Origin of the sequence: Microvirga sp. RSM25 (assembly GCF_044784385.1) — a bacterium.
GTDB lineage: Bacteria > Pseudomonadota > Alphaproteobacteria > Rhizobiales > Beijerinckiaceae > Microvirga > Microvirga tunisiensis.
Genome location: NZ_CP173039.1, coordinates 4,359,925 through 4,376,666 on the forward strand (window position 1 = coordinate 4,359,925; position 16,742 = coordinate 4,376,666).

General features: G+C 64.2%; 15 protein-coding genes. 3 read left to right on the top strand and 12 right to left on the bottom strand.

What is annotated here, in order from left to right; translation table 11 throughout:
- Window positions 1-7: 7 nt before the first annotated feature.
- From ACD578_RS20700 to aceA, 10 genes are all read right to left on the bottom strand, one after another.
- Entirely contained in the window at window positions 8-457 is a 450-nt protein-coding gene (locus ACD578_RS20700) for a response regulator (RefSeq protein WP_404288088.1), read from the bottom strand.
- Window positions 458-2,701, bottom strand: coding sequence for an ATP-binding protein (locus ACD578_RS20705; protein WP_404288090.1), 2,244 nt, complete (start codon window positions 2,699-2,701; stop codon window positions 458-460).
- Window positions 2,698-3,264 carry a biliverdin-producing heme oxygenase gene (locus tag ACD578_RS20710; protein ID WP_404288092.1) on the bottom strand — a complete coding sequence of 189 codons (567 nt, stop codon included), beginning with the start codon at window positions 3,262-3,264 and terminating at the stop codon, window positions 2,698-2,700. The genes ACD578_RS20705 and ACD578_RS20710 overlap by 4 nt, the downstream gene beginning before the upstream one ends.
- On the bottom strand, window positions 3,261-4,016 hold the full coding sequence (locus ACD578_RS20715) for an ABC transporter permease (RefSeq protein WP_404288094.1): 756 nt from the start codon (window positions 4,014-4,016) through the stop codon (window positions 3,261-3,263). The genes ACD578_RS20710 and ACD578_RS20715 overlap by 4 nt, the downstream gene beginning before the upstream one ends.
- The gene (locus ACD578_RS20720; protein WP_404288096.1) at window positions 4,013-4,951 is read right to left on the bottom strand and encodes an ABC transporter ATP-binding protein; all 939 of its coding nucleotides are present in this window, start codon (window positions 4,949-4,951) and stop codon (window positions 4,013-4,015) included. The genes ACD578_RS20715 and ACD578_RS20720 overlap by 4 nt, the downstream gene beginning before the upstream one ends.
- Window positions 4,938-6,113, bottom strand: coding sequence for an ABC transporter permease (locus tag ACD578_RS20725; RefSeq protein ID WP_404293972.1), 1,176 nt, complete (start codon window positions 6,111-6,113; stop codon window positions 4,938-4,940). The genes ACD578_RS20720 and ACD578_RS20725 overlap by 14 nt, the downstream gene beginning before the upstream one ends.
- A gap of 308 nt (window positions 6,114-6,421) precedes the next feature.
- Complete coding sequence (locus tag ACD578_RS20730; protein ID WP_404288098.1) at window positions 6,422-7,336, bottom strand: ABC transporter substrate-binding protein; 915 nt, start codon at window positions 7,334-7,336, stop codon at window positions 6,422-6,424.
- A gap of 209 nt (window positions 7,337-7,545) precedes the next feature.
- Window positions 7,546-7,713 carry a hypothetical protein gene (locus tag ACD578_RS20735; RefSeq protein WP_404288100.1) on the bottom strand — a complete coding sequence of 56 codons (168 nt, stop codon included), beginning with the start codon at window positions 7,711-7,713 and terminating at the stop codon, window positions 7,546-7,548.
- Between the two features lie 9 nt (window positions 7,714-7,722).
- Complete coding sequence (locus ACD578_RS20740) at window positions 7,723-7,932, bottom strand: hypothetical protein (protein WP_152712865.1); 210 nt, start codon at window positions 7,930-7,932, stop codon at window positions 7,723-7,725.
- Between the two features lie 42 nt (window positions 7,933-7,974).
- Window positions 7,975-9,294: an isocitrate lyase gene (gene aceA / locus ACD578_RS20745; RefSeq protein WP_404288102.1), complete on the bottom strand. Its 1,320-nt coding sequence runs from the start codon at window positions 9,292-9,294 to the stop codon at window positions 7,975-7,977.
- A gap of 188 nt (window positions 9,295-9,482) precedes the next feature.
- Between aceA and ACD578_RS20750 the strand changes: the two genes are divergently transcribed.
- Window positions 9,483-10,916 (top strand): short-chain fatty acyl-CoA regulator family protein, encoded by a 1,434-nt coding sequence (locus tag ACD578_RS20750; protein WP_404288104.1) that lies wholly within the window; start codon window positions 9,483-9,485, stop codon window positions 10,914-10,916.
- 12 nt (window positions 10,917-10,928) lie between these two features.
- Here the strand turns inward: ACD578_RS20750 and ACD578_RS20755 are convergent, their stop codons facing one another.
- A complete protein-coding gene (locus tag ACD578_RS20755; RefSeq protein WP_404288106.1) occupies window positions 10,929-11,444 on the bottom strand; it encodes a GNAT family N-acetyltransferase in 516 nt (171 codons plus the stop codon).
- Window positions 11,445-11,453: 9 nt separating this feature from the next.
- Window positions 11,454-12,176, bottom strand: coding sequence for a glutamine amidotransferase (locus ACD578_RS20760; RefSeq protein WP_404288108.1), 723 nt, complete (start codon window positions 12,174-12,176; stop codon window positions 11,454-11,456).
- Between the two features lie 365 nt (window positions 12,177-12,541).
- Between ACD578_RS20760 and ACD578_RS20765 the strand changes: the two genes are divergently transcribed.
- Together ACD578_RS20765 and ACD578_RS20770 are read left to right on the top strand one after the other, a co-directional pair.
- On the top strand, window positions 12,542-12,931 hold the full coding sequence (locus ACD578_RS20765) for a response regulator (RefSeq protein ID WP_162003024.1): 390 nt from the start codon (window positions 12,542-12,544) through the stop codon (window positions 12,929-12,931).
- Window positions 12,932-13,103: 172 nt separating this feature from the next.
- Window positions 13,104-16,742: a FecR domain-containing protein gene (locus ACD578_RS20770; protein WP_404288109.1), complete on the top strand. Its 3,639-nt coding sequence runs from the start codon at window positions 13,104-13,106 to the stop codon at window positions 16,740-16,742.

Sequence of the window (16,742 nt, forward strand, 5' to 3'; positions counted from 1 at the left end):
GACGTTCCTAAGCTCCGCTGCGCTGCGGCGGCGGCTCGTTGAGGATGGCCCAGAACACACCGAGGTCCTGGATCGCATCGAAGAATTCCCGGAAGCCCACGGGCTTCACCACGAAGGCGTTCACCCCGAGCTCGTAGCTGCGCACGAGATCGCTTTCCTCCCGCGAGGAGGTGAGCATGACGACCGGCGTCTGCCTTAAGCGCGGGTCGGCCTTGACCTTCTCCAGAACCTCGAGCCCGTCGACCTTTGGCAGCTTCAGATCGAGCAGGACGACGGCCGGATCGCTGGTGTTGCGGCTCTCATGCGCGCCGCGCCGATAGAGGAAATCGAGCGCCTCCGCGCCGTCGCGCACCACGACGACCTCGTTGGCGAGCTGGCTCTGCTCCAGGGCCGCCATCGTCAGTTCGAGGTCCTTCGGATTGTCCTCAACCAGCAGGATTGGTTTCAACTCCGGCATTCACGCCGCTCCTTCTTGATGATCCGGCAGGGCAATGGAGAAGGTCGCTCCCTTGTCGAGCTCGCCCTCGGCCCAGGCCCGGCCTTCGTGCCTTTCGACAATACGCCGAACATTGGCCAGCCCGATTCCGGTGCCCTCGAATTCTTCCATCCGGTGGAGACGCTGGAAGACGCCGAACAGCTTACCGATGTACTTCATATCGAACCCGACGCCGTTGTCGCGCACGAAATAGACCGTCTCCCCGCCCGTGCGGGTGGAGCCGATCTCGATGCGCGCTTTCTCCCGGGTGCGGGTGTACTTTACCGCATTGTCGAGCAGATTTTCAAATACCAGCCTGATCAGCACCGGATCCGCATTCACCGGGGCTAAGTCCCCGATGACCCATTGGATTTTGCGGTCGCCGATCCCCATGGTCAGCTTCTGCCTGATCTCGTCGACGAGGCTCGCCACGTCCACATGCCGGGGCTTCAGGGCCGTGCGGCCCATATGCGAGAAGCGCAGCAGGTTGTCGACGAGGGTTCCGGCCGTGTAGGCGGCCTCGATGATCGTGTCGACGTAGCGCTTGCCCTTGTCCGACAATTTGCTCGCTTCCTGCTTCTTCAGGAGCTCGGAATAGCCGACGATGTGCCGGAACGGGGCCCGCAGGTCGTGGGACACCGAGTACGAAAACGCCTCCAGCTCCTTGTTGCTGCGGCGCAGCTCCTCCGAGAGCGATGCCAGCTCCTCGGCCCGGCGCAGGACGATGCCCACGATGGCATTGCGCAGCTCCTTGACCGCCTCGATCTCGCTCTGGTTCCAGGACAGGGAGCGGTTTCGCACGGTCTCCTTCCAGATCTCGAACGACCGCCTTGGATGAAGTCTCAAGGAGCCCGCCTCCTCCTGAACGGGTTTTTGCGGATTGCCGCCCCATTTGACGGTCTGCACGACCTCGGGCCGGAACCAGAGCACGTAGCTCGAATGCGCCTTCGAGATCGAGATGGAGACCAGGCCGCTCGCCCGATCGGCATAGGCTCGCGCCGGTGGATAGACTTCCGACAGATTGTCGGTGGCAAAGACGTCTTCCTGGTGGTTTTCCGAGAGCCAGTCGAAGAGCGCTCTGACCTGATCCTTGTCGGGAGCTTGCCCCAAGCACCAGCAATGGTCCTGCGTCAGGACGGCCGCTCCTTGCGCGCCCGCCAGCATCATCAGATCGTCCGAATGATTCACCAGCCCTGCAATGAAATGCTCCTCCGCCGCCATGTGGGCGAGGAGCCGCGTCTGCACGGCGCCGAGGCGCACGCGGTTTTCCGCCAGCATCGTGTTCTCCCGCGCATCGAGCTGCAGCGAGAAGATCTGCGTGAGGAAATCGCAGGCGTTGCGCACCTGGAGCGAGACTCGCTTCGGCTCCTTGTTGTGACAGGAGATCAGGCCCCACAGCTTGCCGCCGCGCAGGATCGAGATCGACATGGAGGCGAGCGTCCCCATGTTGCGCATGTATTCGAGATGTACCGGCGAGACGCTGCGCAGCACCGAGTCGCTGAGATCCAGCGGCGCCGGATCACGCGACTGGATCGGGACGGGCGCGTAGTTGGCGTCGGGAATGATGCGCAGACGGTTGCGCCGGTAGAGTTCCCGCGCCTGGGCGGGAATATCGGAAGCCGGGAACCGCAGGTCGAGGTAGGAGGGCAGCACCTCGTTGCGGTCCTCGGCGATGACGGTGCCGTTCCACGCGTCGTCGAACCGGTAGATCAGGACCCGGTCGAAGCCGGTCATGCGGCGGATGTCCTGCGCGGCCAGATCGAACAGGAACTCGATGGTCGACGCTTCCTGCAGCTGGCCCACGAAACGGCGCAAGGTGGGATTGTGCGCATCGATGCTGGAGACCGCGTCGGACGGCGGCTCCTCCAGTTCGAGAATCGCGCAATCGCCCGAGCGGGAGATCGCCGTCTCGAAGAACTTTTCCTCCCGCGCCGTCCTGACCTGGATGGTCCTGACGAAGCGGGTGCTGCCGGCCGATGGCGGGTCATCCAACTGCGCGGCGAATTCTGCGCTCAAAGCCGGCAGCACCTGTTCGAAGGGACGGCCGAGAGCATCCGCCGGATCGAATCCGAAGGTCTCGGCGATGTTGGCGCTGGCATAGGCGATCGTCCTGTCGGAGAGCCTGATCGCGAGAAGGATTCCGTGCGGCTGGATGCTGCCTGGAATGTGGATCGGCTCCCGCTCGCAGGCGGTCAGATCGATGTCTTCGGGCGTTTGCAGGGTCATGGGGTCTCGCACAGCCAGTCATGCATCACATTGAAGGTTTCTTGCGCGGCCCCGACGATGAGATCGTCGGCCTCCGGCGACGAAGCCTCCAGGAGCTTCGCGCCGAACGACTTCCACATGGCAGCAACGTCACGTCCGTAGCTGCGGAAATAGGCGCATCCCGTTTCCGCGGTCAATCCGAGTCGGTTCTCCACCTCGCGCGCAATGATGGCGCCGCCCAGCGTCGAGCCCTCGACCACATACATGCTCCCCAGCACCGCCTCCGGCGCCGGCAGAGGCATGAGAGGCTGGCATTGTGGCAACCGAATGATGTCGTCCGATTCTAGTCCTAGGGTCTCGAGATCCCTGGCGAGAAGCTGCGTCTTGCAGCGGCTCTGAAAGAAGTCCCGATCGGGCGCCATAGCGGCGGCTTCGCTCTCCCAGGCCTTGTGGAAGCCATAGAAGCGGGCCAGCAGATCCCTGTAAGCATCGCACGATGCGATTCGGCGCTCGAGATCGATGGCGGCCTCGATCCGGTCATGCGCTTGGCGGGTTTCGACTTTCAGTCGTTCGAGCAGCGTCATGAGACCTCGTCCACAGGGCGGCCCAGCCGTCTCGCGGCCATCCGTTCGGCCATTCCCAATCCGTCGTGGATCAGGACGGCGAGCAGCGCAACCACCAGCCCGCCCTGCAGCACGAAGGCGACGTTGTTCGATTGAAGACCGGCGATGATGACCTCGCCCAAACCCTTGGCCGCCACCGTCGAACCGATCGTGGCGGTGCCGAGGCTGATGATCACGGAAAGGCGGATGCCGGCCAGGATAACCGGAAGAGCGAGCGGCAGTTCCACCTGGAGAAGGCGCTGACGCGGATTCATGCCCATGCCCTTGGCCGCCTCCAGGGTCTGGGGCGATACTTCCATCAGGCCGGTGAGCGTGTTCTCGAAGATCGGCAGGAGGCCGTAGAGAAAGAGCGCAATGAAGGTCGGTTTTTCCCCGAAGCCCACGAGCGGCACCGCAATCGCCAGAACCGCGATGGGCGGGAAGGTCTGGCCGATGTTCACGAGGCTGCGCGACAGCGGCAGGTACTCCTGGCCCGAAGGCCGCGTGACGAAGATGCCGAGTCCCACGGCCAGGATCGTGCTGGCCAGCGTCGCCAGAAACACGATGCGCAGGTGCGACAGGGTCAGGGCGAGCAGGCTGCCCTGGTTGTAGATCGCCGGCGCGTTGTTCGTGGTCAGCGGCCTGAAGGCGAAGGCGAAAAGCTGCGGCGCCGTGATGAAGAGCACCAGCAGGAGCAGCGCTGCCCCACGCAAGACGAACGACCGTGCCCTCATGCGAAGGACCGCCCGTGTTCCATGATGCCCTTCACGCTGACCCGCCCGACGAGGGCACCGGATGCATCCGCGACGGGCAACACGTCCCGTCCCATCCAGATCAGCCGCGAGAGAGCATCCCGTAAGGAGTCGGTGACGAGGATGGGTTCTCCCTCGGCGCCTCCCGGCTCGAGGGCCTCCTGCACGCACACTAGAGACAAGAGACGGAAGGGCCTTTCCGCCGTTCCCACGAGCTGCTCGACGAAGGCCTCGGCCGGACGCGTCAGCAGCTCCGCGGGTGTCGCATATTGCAGGAGCCGCGCCCGATCCATCACGGCAATCTTGTCGCCGAGCTGGAAAGCCTCGTTCATGTCGTGCGTGACGAGAACGATGGTGGTGCCGAAACGGCGCTGGATCGCGAGCAGATCGTCCTGCGCCTTGCTGCGGATGACCGGATCCAGCGCACCGAAAGGCTCGTCCATCAGGAGGAGCGCGGGCTTCGCCGCCAGCGCGCGCGCGACGCCCACGCGCTGCTGCTGTCCGCCGGACAATTCGTGCGGGAATTTCCGGGCGAACTCCGCGGGGTCGAGCTGAAACAGGTCGAGCAATTCCTCGACGCGGGCCGCGATCCGCCCCTTGTCCCAGCCGAGAAGGCGCGGCACGGTGGCGATGTTCTCGGCGACATTGCGGTGAGGAAACAGCCCGTAGCCCTGGATGACATAGCCGATCCGGTGCCGCAGCTCGTCTTCCGGAATCGACATGGTGTCCTGGCCGTCGATGAGCACGCGGCCCGCGCTCGGCTCGATGAGGCGGTTGATCATGCGCAGCAGGGTCGACTTGCCCGCCCCCGACGTGCCGACGACGACGGCAATCGTTCCCGCATCGACCCGGAAGGACACGTCGTCGACGATCGTGGTGGCGCCGTAGCGCTTGGTAAGGTGCTCAATCTCGATCATACGAGCCCCGCCTGGTGAGATCGATGATCGCGTCGAGGATGATGGCCGCCGCAAACGACAGGACGACCGTCGGAATGGCGCCCAGGAGCACGAGGTCGATGGCCGTCTGGCCGATGCCCTGAAAGACGAAGGTGCCGAAGCCGCCTCCCCCGATCAGCGCCGCCACCGTGGCCAATCCGAGGTTCTGGACCAGCACGATGCGGATGCCGGCGAGGATGACGGGAATCGCCAGGGGCAGTTCGACCTGCCACAGGCGCTGGCGCGCGGACAATCCCATGCCGCGCGCCGCATCGGTGACAGTGGCCGGCACCTGGTTCAATCCGGTCACCGTGTTGGCGACCACCGGCAGCAGGGAATAGAGAAAGAGCGCGATGAAGGCGGGCGCTGCCCCGATGCCGCGAATGCCCAAAGCCGCCGCCAGGGGCACGTGCGTGGCCAGGAACCCGAGCGGCGCGATCAGAATGCCGAAGAGCGCGATGCTCGGGATCGTCTGGACGATGTTGAGCACCTGAAGGATCGCCGTTCTCAAACGGCGGATGCGATGGGCCAGGATGCCGAGCGGCAGCCCGACTAGGCAGGCGGCGACCATCGAGCCGAAGGCGAGCCACAGATGCTGGCGCGCCTCACGCCAGAAGGTGTCCTGCCGGTTGGCATATTCCTTGAGCAGGGAGAGATTGTCCCAGGCGCCGGAGGAAAGCAGAAGCGCAATCGCGCCCGCCGCCACGGCGATGGCGGCGAGCCGCGCCCAAGGCCCCAGGCGCAGGCGCGTCAGCGCATCGGCCGCAAGCAGCGCGAAGGAGAGGGTGAGAAGCCAGAAGCCGAGAGACGGCGATACGCGCGCGAAGGTGTTGCCGGCCGGCGTGACGAACCCGGCCGACCATCCGACCGCGGGAAAGATCACGCACAGGCCGATGGAAGCGGCCGCGAGGCGGAGCAGCGGCGCGCGAAGCAGCGCCGCACAAAGCGCCACGCCGAGCGTCACGATCATCACACCGATGGCGCCCGAAGGAGGCAGCGCGTCGACCAGCATCCGCCCTTCGCCGGCCGCGATGCGGTTGGCGCGGTAGATGACGAAGGGTGAGGCGAAAAGCGCCACGCCGATCAGGACGGCGATCACGCTCCCGAGTCGGTCGAGGGACAGGGATGGGCGCAACGAAGGCATGCCGGGCGCGGTCGTTCGGGAGGAGATCGTGTTCACAAAACTTCCGGTCTTTATCGCGCCGCCTGCGTCCTGGGTGTGTGTCCCATCAATCTCTCCCTCGTCCTGCCTCGTCATCACCGGCCTTGTGCCGGTGATCCCGATTGCATGAAGCGCCGAGCCTTTCATGATCGGGATGGCCGGCACAAGGCCGGCCATGACGGGAAGGTCTCAATGACGAAACAAACTCTTGGGAGCAGCGTAGCTGCGTCTCAAGGGCGTTTCCAGTGTCCACTGGATACGCCCTCATCCTCCGAAATCAGACCCTCAGATCATTTCAGGAAGCCCTTGGACTTCAAGTACTCCGTTGCCACGGCCTTCGCCGGCTCGCCGCCGACCTGGACACGGGCGTTCAGCCCCTGGAGCGTGGCGAGGTCGAGGGATGCGAAGACAGGCTTCAGGATCTCGGCGATTTTCGGGTTCTCCTTCAGGACCGACTCGCGGATGATCGGCGCCGGGGCATAGACGGGCTGCACGCCCTTGTTGTCCTCCATCACCACGAGGCCCGACGGGGCGATGCCGCCATCGGTGCCGTAGACCATGGCCGCATTGGCGCCGTTGGTCTGTTCGGCCGCCGCCTTGATGGTGGCCGCCGTATCGCCGCCGGAGAGCACGATCAGCTGTTCCGGCTTCATCTTGAAGTCATAGGTCTTCTGGAAGGCCGGCAGGGCCGCGTCCGAATTCACGAACTCGGCGGAGGCCGCCAGCACCACCTTGCCGCCCTTGGTGACCCATTGGCCGAAATCGGCGAGGGTCTTCAGCTTGTTGGAATCGGCCACGTCCTTCCGCAGCGCGATGGCCCAGGTGTTGTTGGCCGGCGACGGATCGAGCCAGACGATCTTGTTGGCATCGTAATCGAGCTTCTTGGCCATCTCGAAGCCCTTGGCCGCGTCCTTCCAGACCGAATCGTCCGCCTTGTTGAAGAAGAAGCCCGCATTGCCGGTATATTCCGGATAGATGTCGATCTCGCCCGCCGTGATGGCCTTGCGGACCACCGGAGTCGCGCCGAGCTGGATGCGGTCCTGGGTCTTGATGCCGTTGGCATTGAGCGTCAGCAGGATGATGTTGCCGAGAACCGAGCCTTCCGTGTCGATCTTCGACGAAACGACCACGTCGGCCTTGGCGGCGCCCACCACTGCCAACGCTAGGGCAGCAGCCAATGTCAGCGACTTGAGGACGGTCTTCATGGAAATCCCCTTATGGAACCTTGCCCTGCTGTTTCTAGGACAGTCGGGCGGTTTAGGCAGGGGGATCCGTAAGAAGAATCGACCGGAAAATAAAAACTGCGTGTGACGGTAAAAGATCCCGAAGGAGTTCTGAGCCCGGGATGCTCGCCCACCAAGCGCCCGACTGTTCCCTCCCTCTGCTGGGGAGGGATTGAGGCGGGGTTGGAAGGTCAGAGCAGGTGCTTGATGAATTCAGCAACGCTCCCCCGCCACGTCATCACCGGCCTTGTGCCGGTGATCTCGATTGGAAAAGCGCCGCGCTTCACGAAATCGAGATGGCCGGGACTGATCCCCGGATCAAGTCCGGGGACGGCCATGACGGACAGGTTGCATCCCATCAGACCTTCTCAGGCGTTCAAGGTCATCGGAGGCTCCTGGGCGATGGTGAAGCGAACCTGGGCCTGGGGACGGTGATCCTCCGACAGGGTGCGCCAGGTGCGCTCGGCCTCCATGCGGTTCTCGAAGGGGCCGACCACCCTCTCGGTGCCCTGGACGATGGTTTCACAGTCGCAGGAGGTGTACTCGCCGCCGACCACCCAGAAACGTGACTTGTGCATTGTCGATCTCCATTGCTGAAAAGGGTTTGGGGTTGGTTGAACTCACTCGGCCGCCTGAAGCTTGGCCGAGGTCTGGAACTGGGCGGTTTCGGTCGATTCCGCCATGGCCGTGGTGGAGGACTTGCCGCCGGTGATGACCACCGAGACCTGGTCGAAATAGCCCGTGCCGACCTCGCGCTGGTGGCGGGTGGCGGTGTAGCCCTCCGACTCGGCGGCGAATTCGCGGACCTGGAGCTCGGAATAGGCCCCCATGCCGCGGTCGCGGTAGCCGCTCGCCAGATCGAACATGCCGTAATTGAGCTGGTGGAAGCCGGCGAGCGTCACGAACTGGAACTTGTAGCCCATGGCGCCGAGCTCGCGCTGGAACTTGGCGATGGTGGCGTCATCCAGCTTCTTCTTCCAGTTGAAGGACGGCGAGCAGTTATAGGCCAGCAGCTTGCCCGGGTGGCGCTTGTGGATCGCCTCCGCGAACTTGCGCGCATCGTCGAGATCCGGGTGCGAGGTCTCCCACCACAGGAGGTCGGCGAGTTCCGCATAAGCCAGGCCGCGGGCGATGCAATGATCGAGGCCGGTGCTGTCCTTCAGGCGGTAGAAGCCTTCCGGCGTGCGGCTGTCGGACTCGATGAAGGGCCGGTCGCGCTCGTCCACGTCCGAGGTGATGAGCTTGGCCGATTCCGCATCCGTGCGGGCCATGATGAGGGTCGAGGTGCCCATCACGTCGGCGGCGAGCCGCGCGGCGATGAGATTGCGCTCATGCGCGGCGGTCGGGATCAGCACCTTGCCGCCGAGATGGCCGCACTTCTTCTCCGAGGCGAGCTGGTCCTCGAAATGCACGCCCGCGGCGCCGGCCTCGATATAAGCCTTCATGATCTCGAAGGTGTTGAGCGGCCCGCCGAAGCCCGCTTCCGCATCCGCCACGATGGGCAGGAACCAGTCGCGCTTCGCGCCGCCTTCCGCATGCTCGATCTGGTCGGCGCGCTGGAAGGTGCGGTTGATGCGCCGGCAAAGCTCGGGACCGGAATTGGCCGGATAGAGCGACTGGTCGGGATACATGGCGCCGGCGACGTTCGAATCCGCCGCCACCTGCCAGCCGGAGAGATAGATCGCCTCGAGACCAGCCCGGGCCATCTGCATGGCCTGGTTGCCGGTCATGGCGCCGAGCGAATGGACGTAGGGGCGCTCGTGCAGGAGCTGCCACAGGCGCTGCGCGCCGCGCTCGGCCAGGGTGTGCTGGATCTGGACCGAACCCCGCAGACGGGCGACGTCCTCGGCCGAATAGGGTCTGCGGATGCCGTCGAAGCGTCCCTCGGGAGCGGCAGGGATCAGATCTTGCGGCGAACCCGGGTTCGGCTGGGCGTTCATGGGGCATCCTTCCTTTTACATTTCTTGACAAAACCGTCCTGCGAGCCAGAATTGTTGCAGAGCAGCAGGACGTCTTGATTACATAATCCGCGAAGAAGCTTTTGTTTCAACGGTGGATTTCAAAAGAAAAGTCGTCTTGTAAAGCTTTGACTCAACGAGTCGTGTAAACTTGTAAAAAGATTTACAACATGGATGAGAGCCGAAAGCTTTTCGTAGGTCCCCGCCTCAAGCGGCTGCGGCGCGAGCTCAACATGAGCCAGTCCCGCATGGCCGAGGAGCTCGGCCTCTCCCCGAGCTACCTGAACCTGATGGAGCGCAACCAGCGCCCGATCACCGCGCAGGTGCTGATCCGCCTCGCCCATGCGTATCAGCTCGACCCACGCGAATTCGCCAACGACGATCACGAGCGCACCGTGTCCGAGCTGGAGGAGGTGTTTGCCGATCCGCTCTTCCGCAGTACGCCGGTGGCGCGGCTGGAGCTGCGCGAGACGGTCGAGAGTGCTCCCTCCCTGGTCGATGCCATCAACCGCCTCTACCGCGCCTATCAGGCCATGCGCGGCGCCCGCGAGGCGGTGACGCCGAGCCTCAGCGACCGCGACCGGGCGGAGGACGCACCGCAGGTCAATCCGGTCGACCGAGTGCGGGAGCTGATCCACGACGCCAAGAACCATTTCGCCGAGCTGGACGAGGCCGCCGAGTCCCTGGCGTCGGATCTCGCTGTCACGGGCCACGAGCCCTTCTTCGCCATCGCCGAGCGCCTGCACGCCAAGCACGGGATCCGGGTGCGCGTGATGCCCATCGACGTGATGCCGGATTCATTGCGTCGCTACGACCATCACCGGCGCCAGCTCCTGATCTCCGAACTGGTCGATCCTTCCGGAAGGACCTTCCAGGCCGCCTACCAATTGGCCTTCGCCGAGATGCGCGAGACCATCGATGCGCTCGCCGTCCGCCTCGAGCCTACGGACGGACCGGCACGGCGGCTGCTGCGCGTCTCTTTCGGCAATTACTTCGCCGGTGCCCTCATGATGCCCTACGGCAAGTTCCATGCGGCGGCCGAGGCGCTCGGCTATGACGTGGAGGTGCTGGGCGCCCGCTTCGGCGCCAGCTTCGAGCAGGTGGCGCACCGGCTCACCACGCTGGCCCGTCCGGGCGCCCGGGGCATCCCCTTCTTCCTGGTGCGGGTGGATTCGGCCGGCAACGTGTCGAAGCGCTTTTCCTCGGGCCGCTTCCCGTTCTCGCAATTCGGCGGCACCTGCCCGCTCTGGAACCTGCACTCCACCTTCCGGACGCCGGGCCAGGTAGCGACCCAGATCGTCGAACTGCCGGATTCCTCGCGCTGGTTCTCCATCGCCCGCACGGTCAAGCGCGCCTTCAACCCCTGGAGCGCACCCGATCCGCAATTCGTGGTCGGCCTCGGCTGCGAGCTGAAATACGCCCATCGCCTCGTGTATGCGCGAGGGCTCGACCCGGCCACGTCGGATGCCACGCCCATCGGGATCAATTGCCGCCTGTGCGAGCGCGCCGCCTGCCCGCAGCGCGCTGCCCCTCCCCTGATGCACGCGCTGATCGTCGACGAGATGAAGCGCGGCGTCTCGCCCTTCGAGTTCGATGCGACGTGAACCTGAACTGCCTCAGACCGGACGGTTGTGGCGGTAGAAGGCGTTGGGGATTCCATCGACATTCCGGATGCCGGTGAACATCATCCCGGCCTTTTCCAGGACCCGGCGGGAGGCTTCATGCTCGGCCACCGCGAACCCGATGACGTGATCGACGGGCTCAACCCTGTAGATCCAGTCCAGCAGCGCCCCGGCAGCCTCCGTTGCATAGCCTTGGCCCCAGAGGGAACGCATGAAGGTGTAGCCAAGCTCGAGCTCCTGGGTCGCTTCAAATCGCCCGAAACCTGCCCGACCGATGAAGGTCCCTTGCCGGTCGGTGATCTTGAACTTGGTCCAGCCGCGGGCCGCGTAATCCGCCCGGAAACCCTTGAACTTCGCCTGGAGGAACACCTCATCCCAGGGCGGATCGCCCATCTGCAGAAAGTGCTGTACCTGCGGATCGCGATGAAGGGCGGCCAGCAGAGGGAAATCCTCAGGCTCCCAAGGATGAAAGCAAAGGCGCTCGCTCACCAGAACCGGGGTCTTCACCATCGGGTGTTATCATCTCTTCTCATCGAGCCAGTGGTCGAGGAACCGGTCGAGCCAGCGCGAGACATGGGGGTCGTGCTGGAAGCGCCCCGCAAGCTGCCGCACGCGATCCTGTGCGCCCGGCATACGCAACCGCTCCTCGGCGTGAACCGTCCAGCGGCAGAGCATGGCATGGGTGACCTCCGGGTGGAACTGGAGGCCGAACGCCCTTTTCCCAACCCGAATCGCCTGCGTCGGAAAATCGTCGCCCGTCGCCAGGGTCTCGGCACCGGAGGGGCAGTCGAAGCCTTCCCGGTGCCAGTGATAGACGTGGCTCGGCCAGGGAACGCCCCAATCGCTGCTGAGGGCCTCGCCGGCGGCCGTCGGCAGTAAGGGGTAATAACCGATCTCGGCCCGGCCTTCTGGATGGGTCCAGACGGGGGCGCCGAGGTGCTTCGCCATCATCTGCGCACCCAGGCAGAGGCCGAGATAGGGCTTGTTCTCCTTGAGCGGCACTTCGATCCAGTCGATCTCAGCCTTGACGAAATCGTCCGGATCGTTGGCGCTCATCGGGCCGCCGAAGATCACGGCCCCCGTGTGCCCTGCGAGCGTTTCCGGCAGCGGATCGCCGAAGCGGGGGCGGCGGATGTCGAGGCGATAGCCGCGCTCCACGAGCAGGCGCCCGACCCGGCCGGGCGTCGAGTGCTCCTGATGCAGAACGATGAGAACGGGTGCCTTGGAACGCCGCCTAGGCATGGCTTCGATCCGATAGGGAGGCGTTCATGACGAAACGGGGGCAATCACGCGAGAACATGGGCCGATTATTCGGGATAAGGCGCGTTCTCCGCAAGGGGCAGCCGCCGATTTTGGCCATTCCCTTTACCGGATCATTTCAAAGAGCAAGAGACAGGGGTAAGAGACCTAGGCAAAGCCCCGCCGCCGCTCTAAGATTAGATAACGATATCATGGATCAGACCGGCTCCGCCCGGTTTTTGCATGGATGCGCAAAAATGATAGAAGCGTCTGATTCTCCAGGCTTGAAGTTCAGACCATCCAGCGCATCTTGTTCCGTGCTCTGCTGAGCCATCGGCCAGCGCCCCAGCGTGAAAGAAAGTGACCCCGTGACCGACAGCGTTACCAGCGACGGCGATCTCAACGGCCTGCGTATTCTCGTCGTTGAGGATGAAGCTGCGATCTCCCTGCTCCTGGAAGACATGCTTCTCGACTTCGGTTGCGAGGTGGTCGGCCCGGCAGCCCGGCTGTCGGCAGCTCTCGACGCCGTGGCACGCGAACAGGTCGATCTGGCCATCCTCGACGTGAATGTCGCCGGCGAGCCGATCTACCCGGTGGCCGAGGCCCTGGCGCAGCGTTCGATTCCCTTCGTGTTCTCCACGGGCTACGGCAGCGCCGGCATCCGCGATGCCTTCCGGGACCGCCCCGTTCTGCAGAAACCCTTTGCCCAGCACGATCTGAAGCAGAAACTGCTGGTCGCACGCGGCAAGATGGCCTGAAATCGGCATCGTCGCCCGATCCGACGCCTCATCTGTGGCCTTAATGCCGCAATCGTTCACCCTGTGCTGCAAAACACATCATTCATGATGTGAATCGGCTTTGTTCCTAGGCTCTTCCTGCTAAGTTCCAGTAACGTTAGAGCAGGTAACCTTTCGATCGAGCCGACCTTCCATGTCTTTCCGATCCCTCAGACTTTTGGCCGCCACAAGCGTCCTGGCGCTTTCTCTTGCCGACGCGCAGGCCCAATCCCCCATGCCGCGTCAAGCCCCCGCCGCAGGCGCCATCGTGGCGGCCAAGGGCGGCGAGGAGATGCGCTTCGTGCGCGAGGATCTCTGGCGGGCCGCCCAGCTCCAGCAAAGCCTCGTCGGCGGCGATACCCTGCGCACCAACGCCATCGGCAACCTGGCGATCCTGTTCAACGACCAGACCCAGATCCGCGTCGGTCGCAACTCGACCCTGACGGTGAACGACGTGGCGAACGGGCCGGCCGACGCGACCCAGCTCAGCCTCCAGGGCGGCAACATCTGGGCCCGCGCGGCCCGTGGCGGCTCGGGTGTCGACGTCAAGACGCCGGCAGCCGTCGCGGCGATCCGCGGCACCGACTGGTCGCTGTCGGTGGACGGCTCGGGCAAGACCTCGCTCGTGGTGCTCGAAGGCGTCGTCGAGCTCAAGAACCCGCAAGGCGCCGTGACGGTGCGCCAGGGCGAAGGGGCCGTAGCGGCCGTCGGTCAGGCGCCGACGAAATTCGTGCTCGTCAGCCCCAACGACCGCGAGCAGATGCTGTTCTACATGTCGATGCGCGAGGTGTTCATCAACCTGCCGACGACAACCTTGGAGAACAAGCCGTTCGAAGCCGAGAGCACCAGAATCCAGGCTCTTCCGGCTGAAACCCGCACGACGGAAGATTGGCTCACCCTCGCCGAGAGCGTCATGAATTCCAACGGCAGGCGTGCCGCGGCAGCTCCCCTCGCGGAAGCCCGTAGCCGCCCGATGACCAGGGCGCAGCGCGCCCGTGCCGATTATCTGGAAGCCCTGATGGCCGGTGCGGACCGCCGCTGGCAGGACGCCATCAAGCTGTTCGAACGCGCGAAACCTGGCCTCGATCCTCGGCGGCGAGGCTGGGCTGAGTATGGCCGCTATGCCGCGGCCTCCCTGGCGGATCCGAAGCGGGTTCAACCGGCACCGAGAGTTCCGGTCAAGGATGCCAGAACGGCGGAGATCAGCGCCTACCTCACGGGCTTCCGTCAGGATCTCAAAGCCGCCGCTGCCGAAACGGCGGCTGCCGAGAAGAAATTTCCGAACGATGCCGGGCTTGCCATTCTCTCGGCGTCGCTCGCCCAGGATCTCGACCATCGCGAGGACATGTACGCGGCTTATGAACGAGCCCGGGCGATCGACCCGACCGATCCGAACGTGATCGCGTTCGGGGCGACGATCAAGGCGGATTATGCCCGCGACATCGATGGGGCTCTTGCCGATCTCTACAAGGTCGTGAAGACCGATCCGAATTTTTCGCTTCTGAACCAGATCGGCCTGCTCGAACAGAGCCGGGGTGCGCTCATCGAAGCCGAAGCCGCGTTCCGGCGCGCGCTCGAGATGGAGCCGCAGAACCCGATTCCCTACACCAACCTGGCCATCCTTCTTCTCGATCAGAGCCGGGTGGACGAGGCAGGCGCTCTCATCGACAAGGCGCTGGCGCTCGATCCCCCCACAGCCTACTCGGCCCGCGGGCGCTATCTTCTGCAGAAAGGCAAAATGGCGGAAGCGATCGAGTCCATGCTGGCCGGCTCCGCCGTCAATCCGGCTCTTTCCAACGATCAGCTGATGCTGGCCGACACTTATTTTCAGAACGGCGATTACGAACTCGCCTGGCAGACCCTCGACAATGCGGATCGGCTCGATCCCAGGGCACCCATCGTCCCCATCCTGCGCACGGCCTTCGCTCTCGATCTCTATCTGGCCGACGAGGCGATCCTTGCCGCGCGCGAGGCCCTGCGGCGCTACCGGGATCGCGGCGGGGACTACACCGGGATCTCGGTCAGCAAGCAGACGGGCTCCTACCCTGTCGAGGCCTACCGCTTCATCAACCTGCACGATTGGGCGCGATTCTATGCCGACCGCACGTTCGATCCTTTCGAGGCGCAAGGGTATTTCGATCAGGCGATCGTCAGTCGGCCGGGCCTGTTCCCGACGGAGCCGACGCTCGACGCCGCGGAAGGAACGGAGCTCAACAGTGCGGCTCTGAACCTCTCGATTCAGGGACTTCTTCTCGATCCCCTGGCCGTTGCCGGCCGCATCGGACGCTTCGATCCGATCCGCCGGCCTTTCCTCGACACCGAGATCGGGGGCGGTGCGATCGTGCGCGGCGGCCAGGTTGGCTGGCAATCGGGCGTGCTGGTCAACGGCTTCTCCAACGAACCGCTGCCGACGAGCTTCAGCCTGTCTGCGAGCGCCAATGAGGCCCGTGGCAATCTGACCGCCGATAACGAGAGGGGACGGGGGATCACGTTCAGCATCGGCACCGCCCCCAATGCCGCCGACCGATTCATGTTCATGGGCTGGGCGAACGAGGGACAGCCGGGCCTGACGGATATCGACCGCTTTGACTACACCGAGCATATCGAGCGCGACACGACCAACCTCTTCGGGATGGCCGGCTGGAGCCACACCTTCGGCTACCGGAACGTCCTCTCGGCCGCCGTGTTCGCGACCCGGAACGATACGCTCGATCGCGGGGAGCTCTGGAACTATAGTGCGTTTCCGACCATCCAGACGCTATGGCAAGAGAAGCAGCGTGTGGATGGTGTCGTCGGAGCCGTGAGCCATGCCATCGGAATCGGTGATTTCAATTTGCGCTATGGCTTGGAGGCTCAGGCAGGACAGGCGCGATACAGCAGCTTCAGCGATACCCGCTACATCTACGCCGGGGGATATGAGGAATACGGGCAGGATGGGTCGGCCTTCGACAGCCCGTTCCGGGGCGGCCGTGCTTATGCCGATCTTTTATGGCGCCCCAATGATCGGTTCGAAGCTCAAGCAGGCATTCATCGCACCTTCCTCGATGTGAAGTACGCCAAGCCCGATGTTTGGGCATCCCCTCGCTTCGGCATCGGCGTCTCGCCGCTGGAAGGGCAATGGCTTCGCGCCGCCTACATCGAGAACGCCGATACCTTCCTGAGCTACTCTCTCGCGCCCACGACGACGGTCGGACTGATCCCGAACGATACGCCGGCAAGCGGACCGACGAAGAGCCTGGTGCTGCGCTGGGACGCGGAATGGACGCCGCATGTCTTCACGGCCCTGGAGTATCAGCGGCAAACACTGAACGATCTCAACGTTCCAAGGATCAACACGTTGACCAGCCTCGACGACATCGACAAGGCCCGTGCCGAATGGCTCGCCGCCACGGTCAATGTCTGGCTGGGTCATGGAATCGGCGTCTTCGGCACCGTCGGCGGAGCGACCTCGAAAATTCTGGAGAGCTCGGCAACGCCTGAGCCAAGAGGCGTCGGAGAGCCGGTCCCCTATATTCCGGAGCGTTTTGCACGCTTCGGAATGACCTTCGTCCATCCGAGCCGCCTGCGGTTTACGCTGACACAGAATTTCATCGGCGAACGTTCGGGCTCCTATGAGAACGACCGCCTGGACTCCTTCTGGACGACCGACGCCGCGCTGACCTGGGAGACGCCGGACCGGCGCTTCCAGGTCGGCCTGACGGCGCTCAACCTGTTCGACCAGAGATATGATTTCGGGTTCGACATCCCGGCACCGGGCCGCACCGTTGCGGCCAGCGTCAAGGCTCGGTTCTAG

Bases quoted from the DNA above. Each gene is read 5' to 3' on its own strand.
- ACD578_RS20715 (WP_404288094.1), bottom strand. From the start codon at position 4,016: ATGAGGGCACGGTCGTTCGTCTTGCGTGGGGCAGCGCTGCTCCTGCTG.
- ACD578_RS20760 (WP_404288108.1), bottom strand. From the start codon at position 12,176: ATGCCTAGGCGGCGTTCCAAGGCACCCGTTCTCATCGTTCTGCATCAG.
- aceA (WP_404288102.1), bottom strand. From the start codon at position 9,294: ATGAACGCCCAGCCGAACCCGGGTTCGCCGCAAGATCTGATCCCTGCC.
- ACD578_RS20705 (WP_404288090.1), bottom strand. From the start codon at position 2,701: ATGACCCTGCAAACGCCCGAAGACATCGATCTGACCGCCTGCGAGCGG.
- ACD578_RS20700 (WP_404288088.1), bottom strand. From the start codon at position 457: ATGCCGGAGTTGAAACCAATCCTGCTGGTTGAGGACAATCCGAAGGAC.
- ACD578_RS20740 (WP_152712865.1), bottom strand. From the start codon at position 7,932: ATGCACAAGTCACGTTTCTGGGTGGTCGGCGGCGAGTACACCTCCTGC.
- ACD578_RS20735 (WP_404288100.1), bottom strand. From the start codon at position 7,713: ATGGGATGCAACCTGTCCGTCATGGCCGTCCCCGGACTTGATCCGGGG.
- ACD578_RS20755 (WP_404288106.1), bottom strand. From the start codon at position 11,444: ATGGTGAAGACCCCGGTTCTGGTGAGCGAGCGCCTTTGCTTTCATCCT.
- ACD578_RS20750 (WP_404288104.1), top strand. From the start codon at position 9,483: ATGGATGAGAGCCGAAAGCTTTTCGTAGGTCCCCGCCTCAAGCGGCTG.
- ACD578_RS20720 (WP_404288096.1), bottom strand. From the start codon at position 4,951: ATGATCGAGATTGAGCACCTTACCAAGCGCTACGGCGCCACCACGATC.
- ACD578_RS20770 (WP_404288109.1), top strand. From the start codon at position 13,104: ATGTCTTTCCGATCCCTCAGACTTTTGGCCGCCACAAGCGTCCTGGCG.
- ACD578_RS20725 (WP_404293972.1), bottom strand. From the start codon at position 6,113: ATGCCTTCGTTGCGCCCATCCCTGTCCCTCGACCGACTCGGGAGCGTG.
- ACD578_RS20730 (WP_404288098.1), bottom strand. From the start codon at position 7,336: ATGAAGACCGTCCTCAAGTCGCTGACATTGGCTGCTGCCCTAGCGTTG.
- ACD578_RS20710 (WP_404288092.1), bottom strand. From the start codon at position 3,264: ATGACGCTGCTCGAACGACTGAAAGTCGAAACCCGCCAAGCGCATGAC.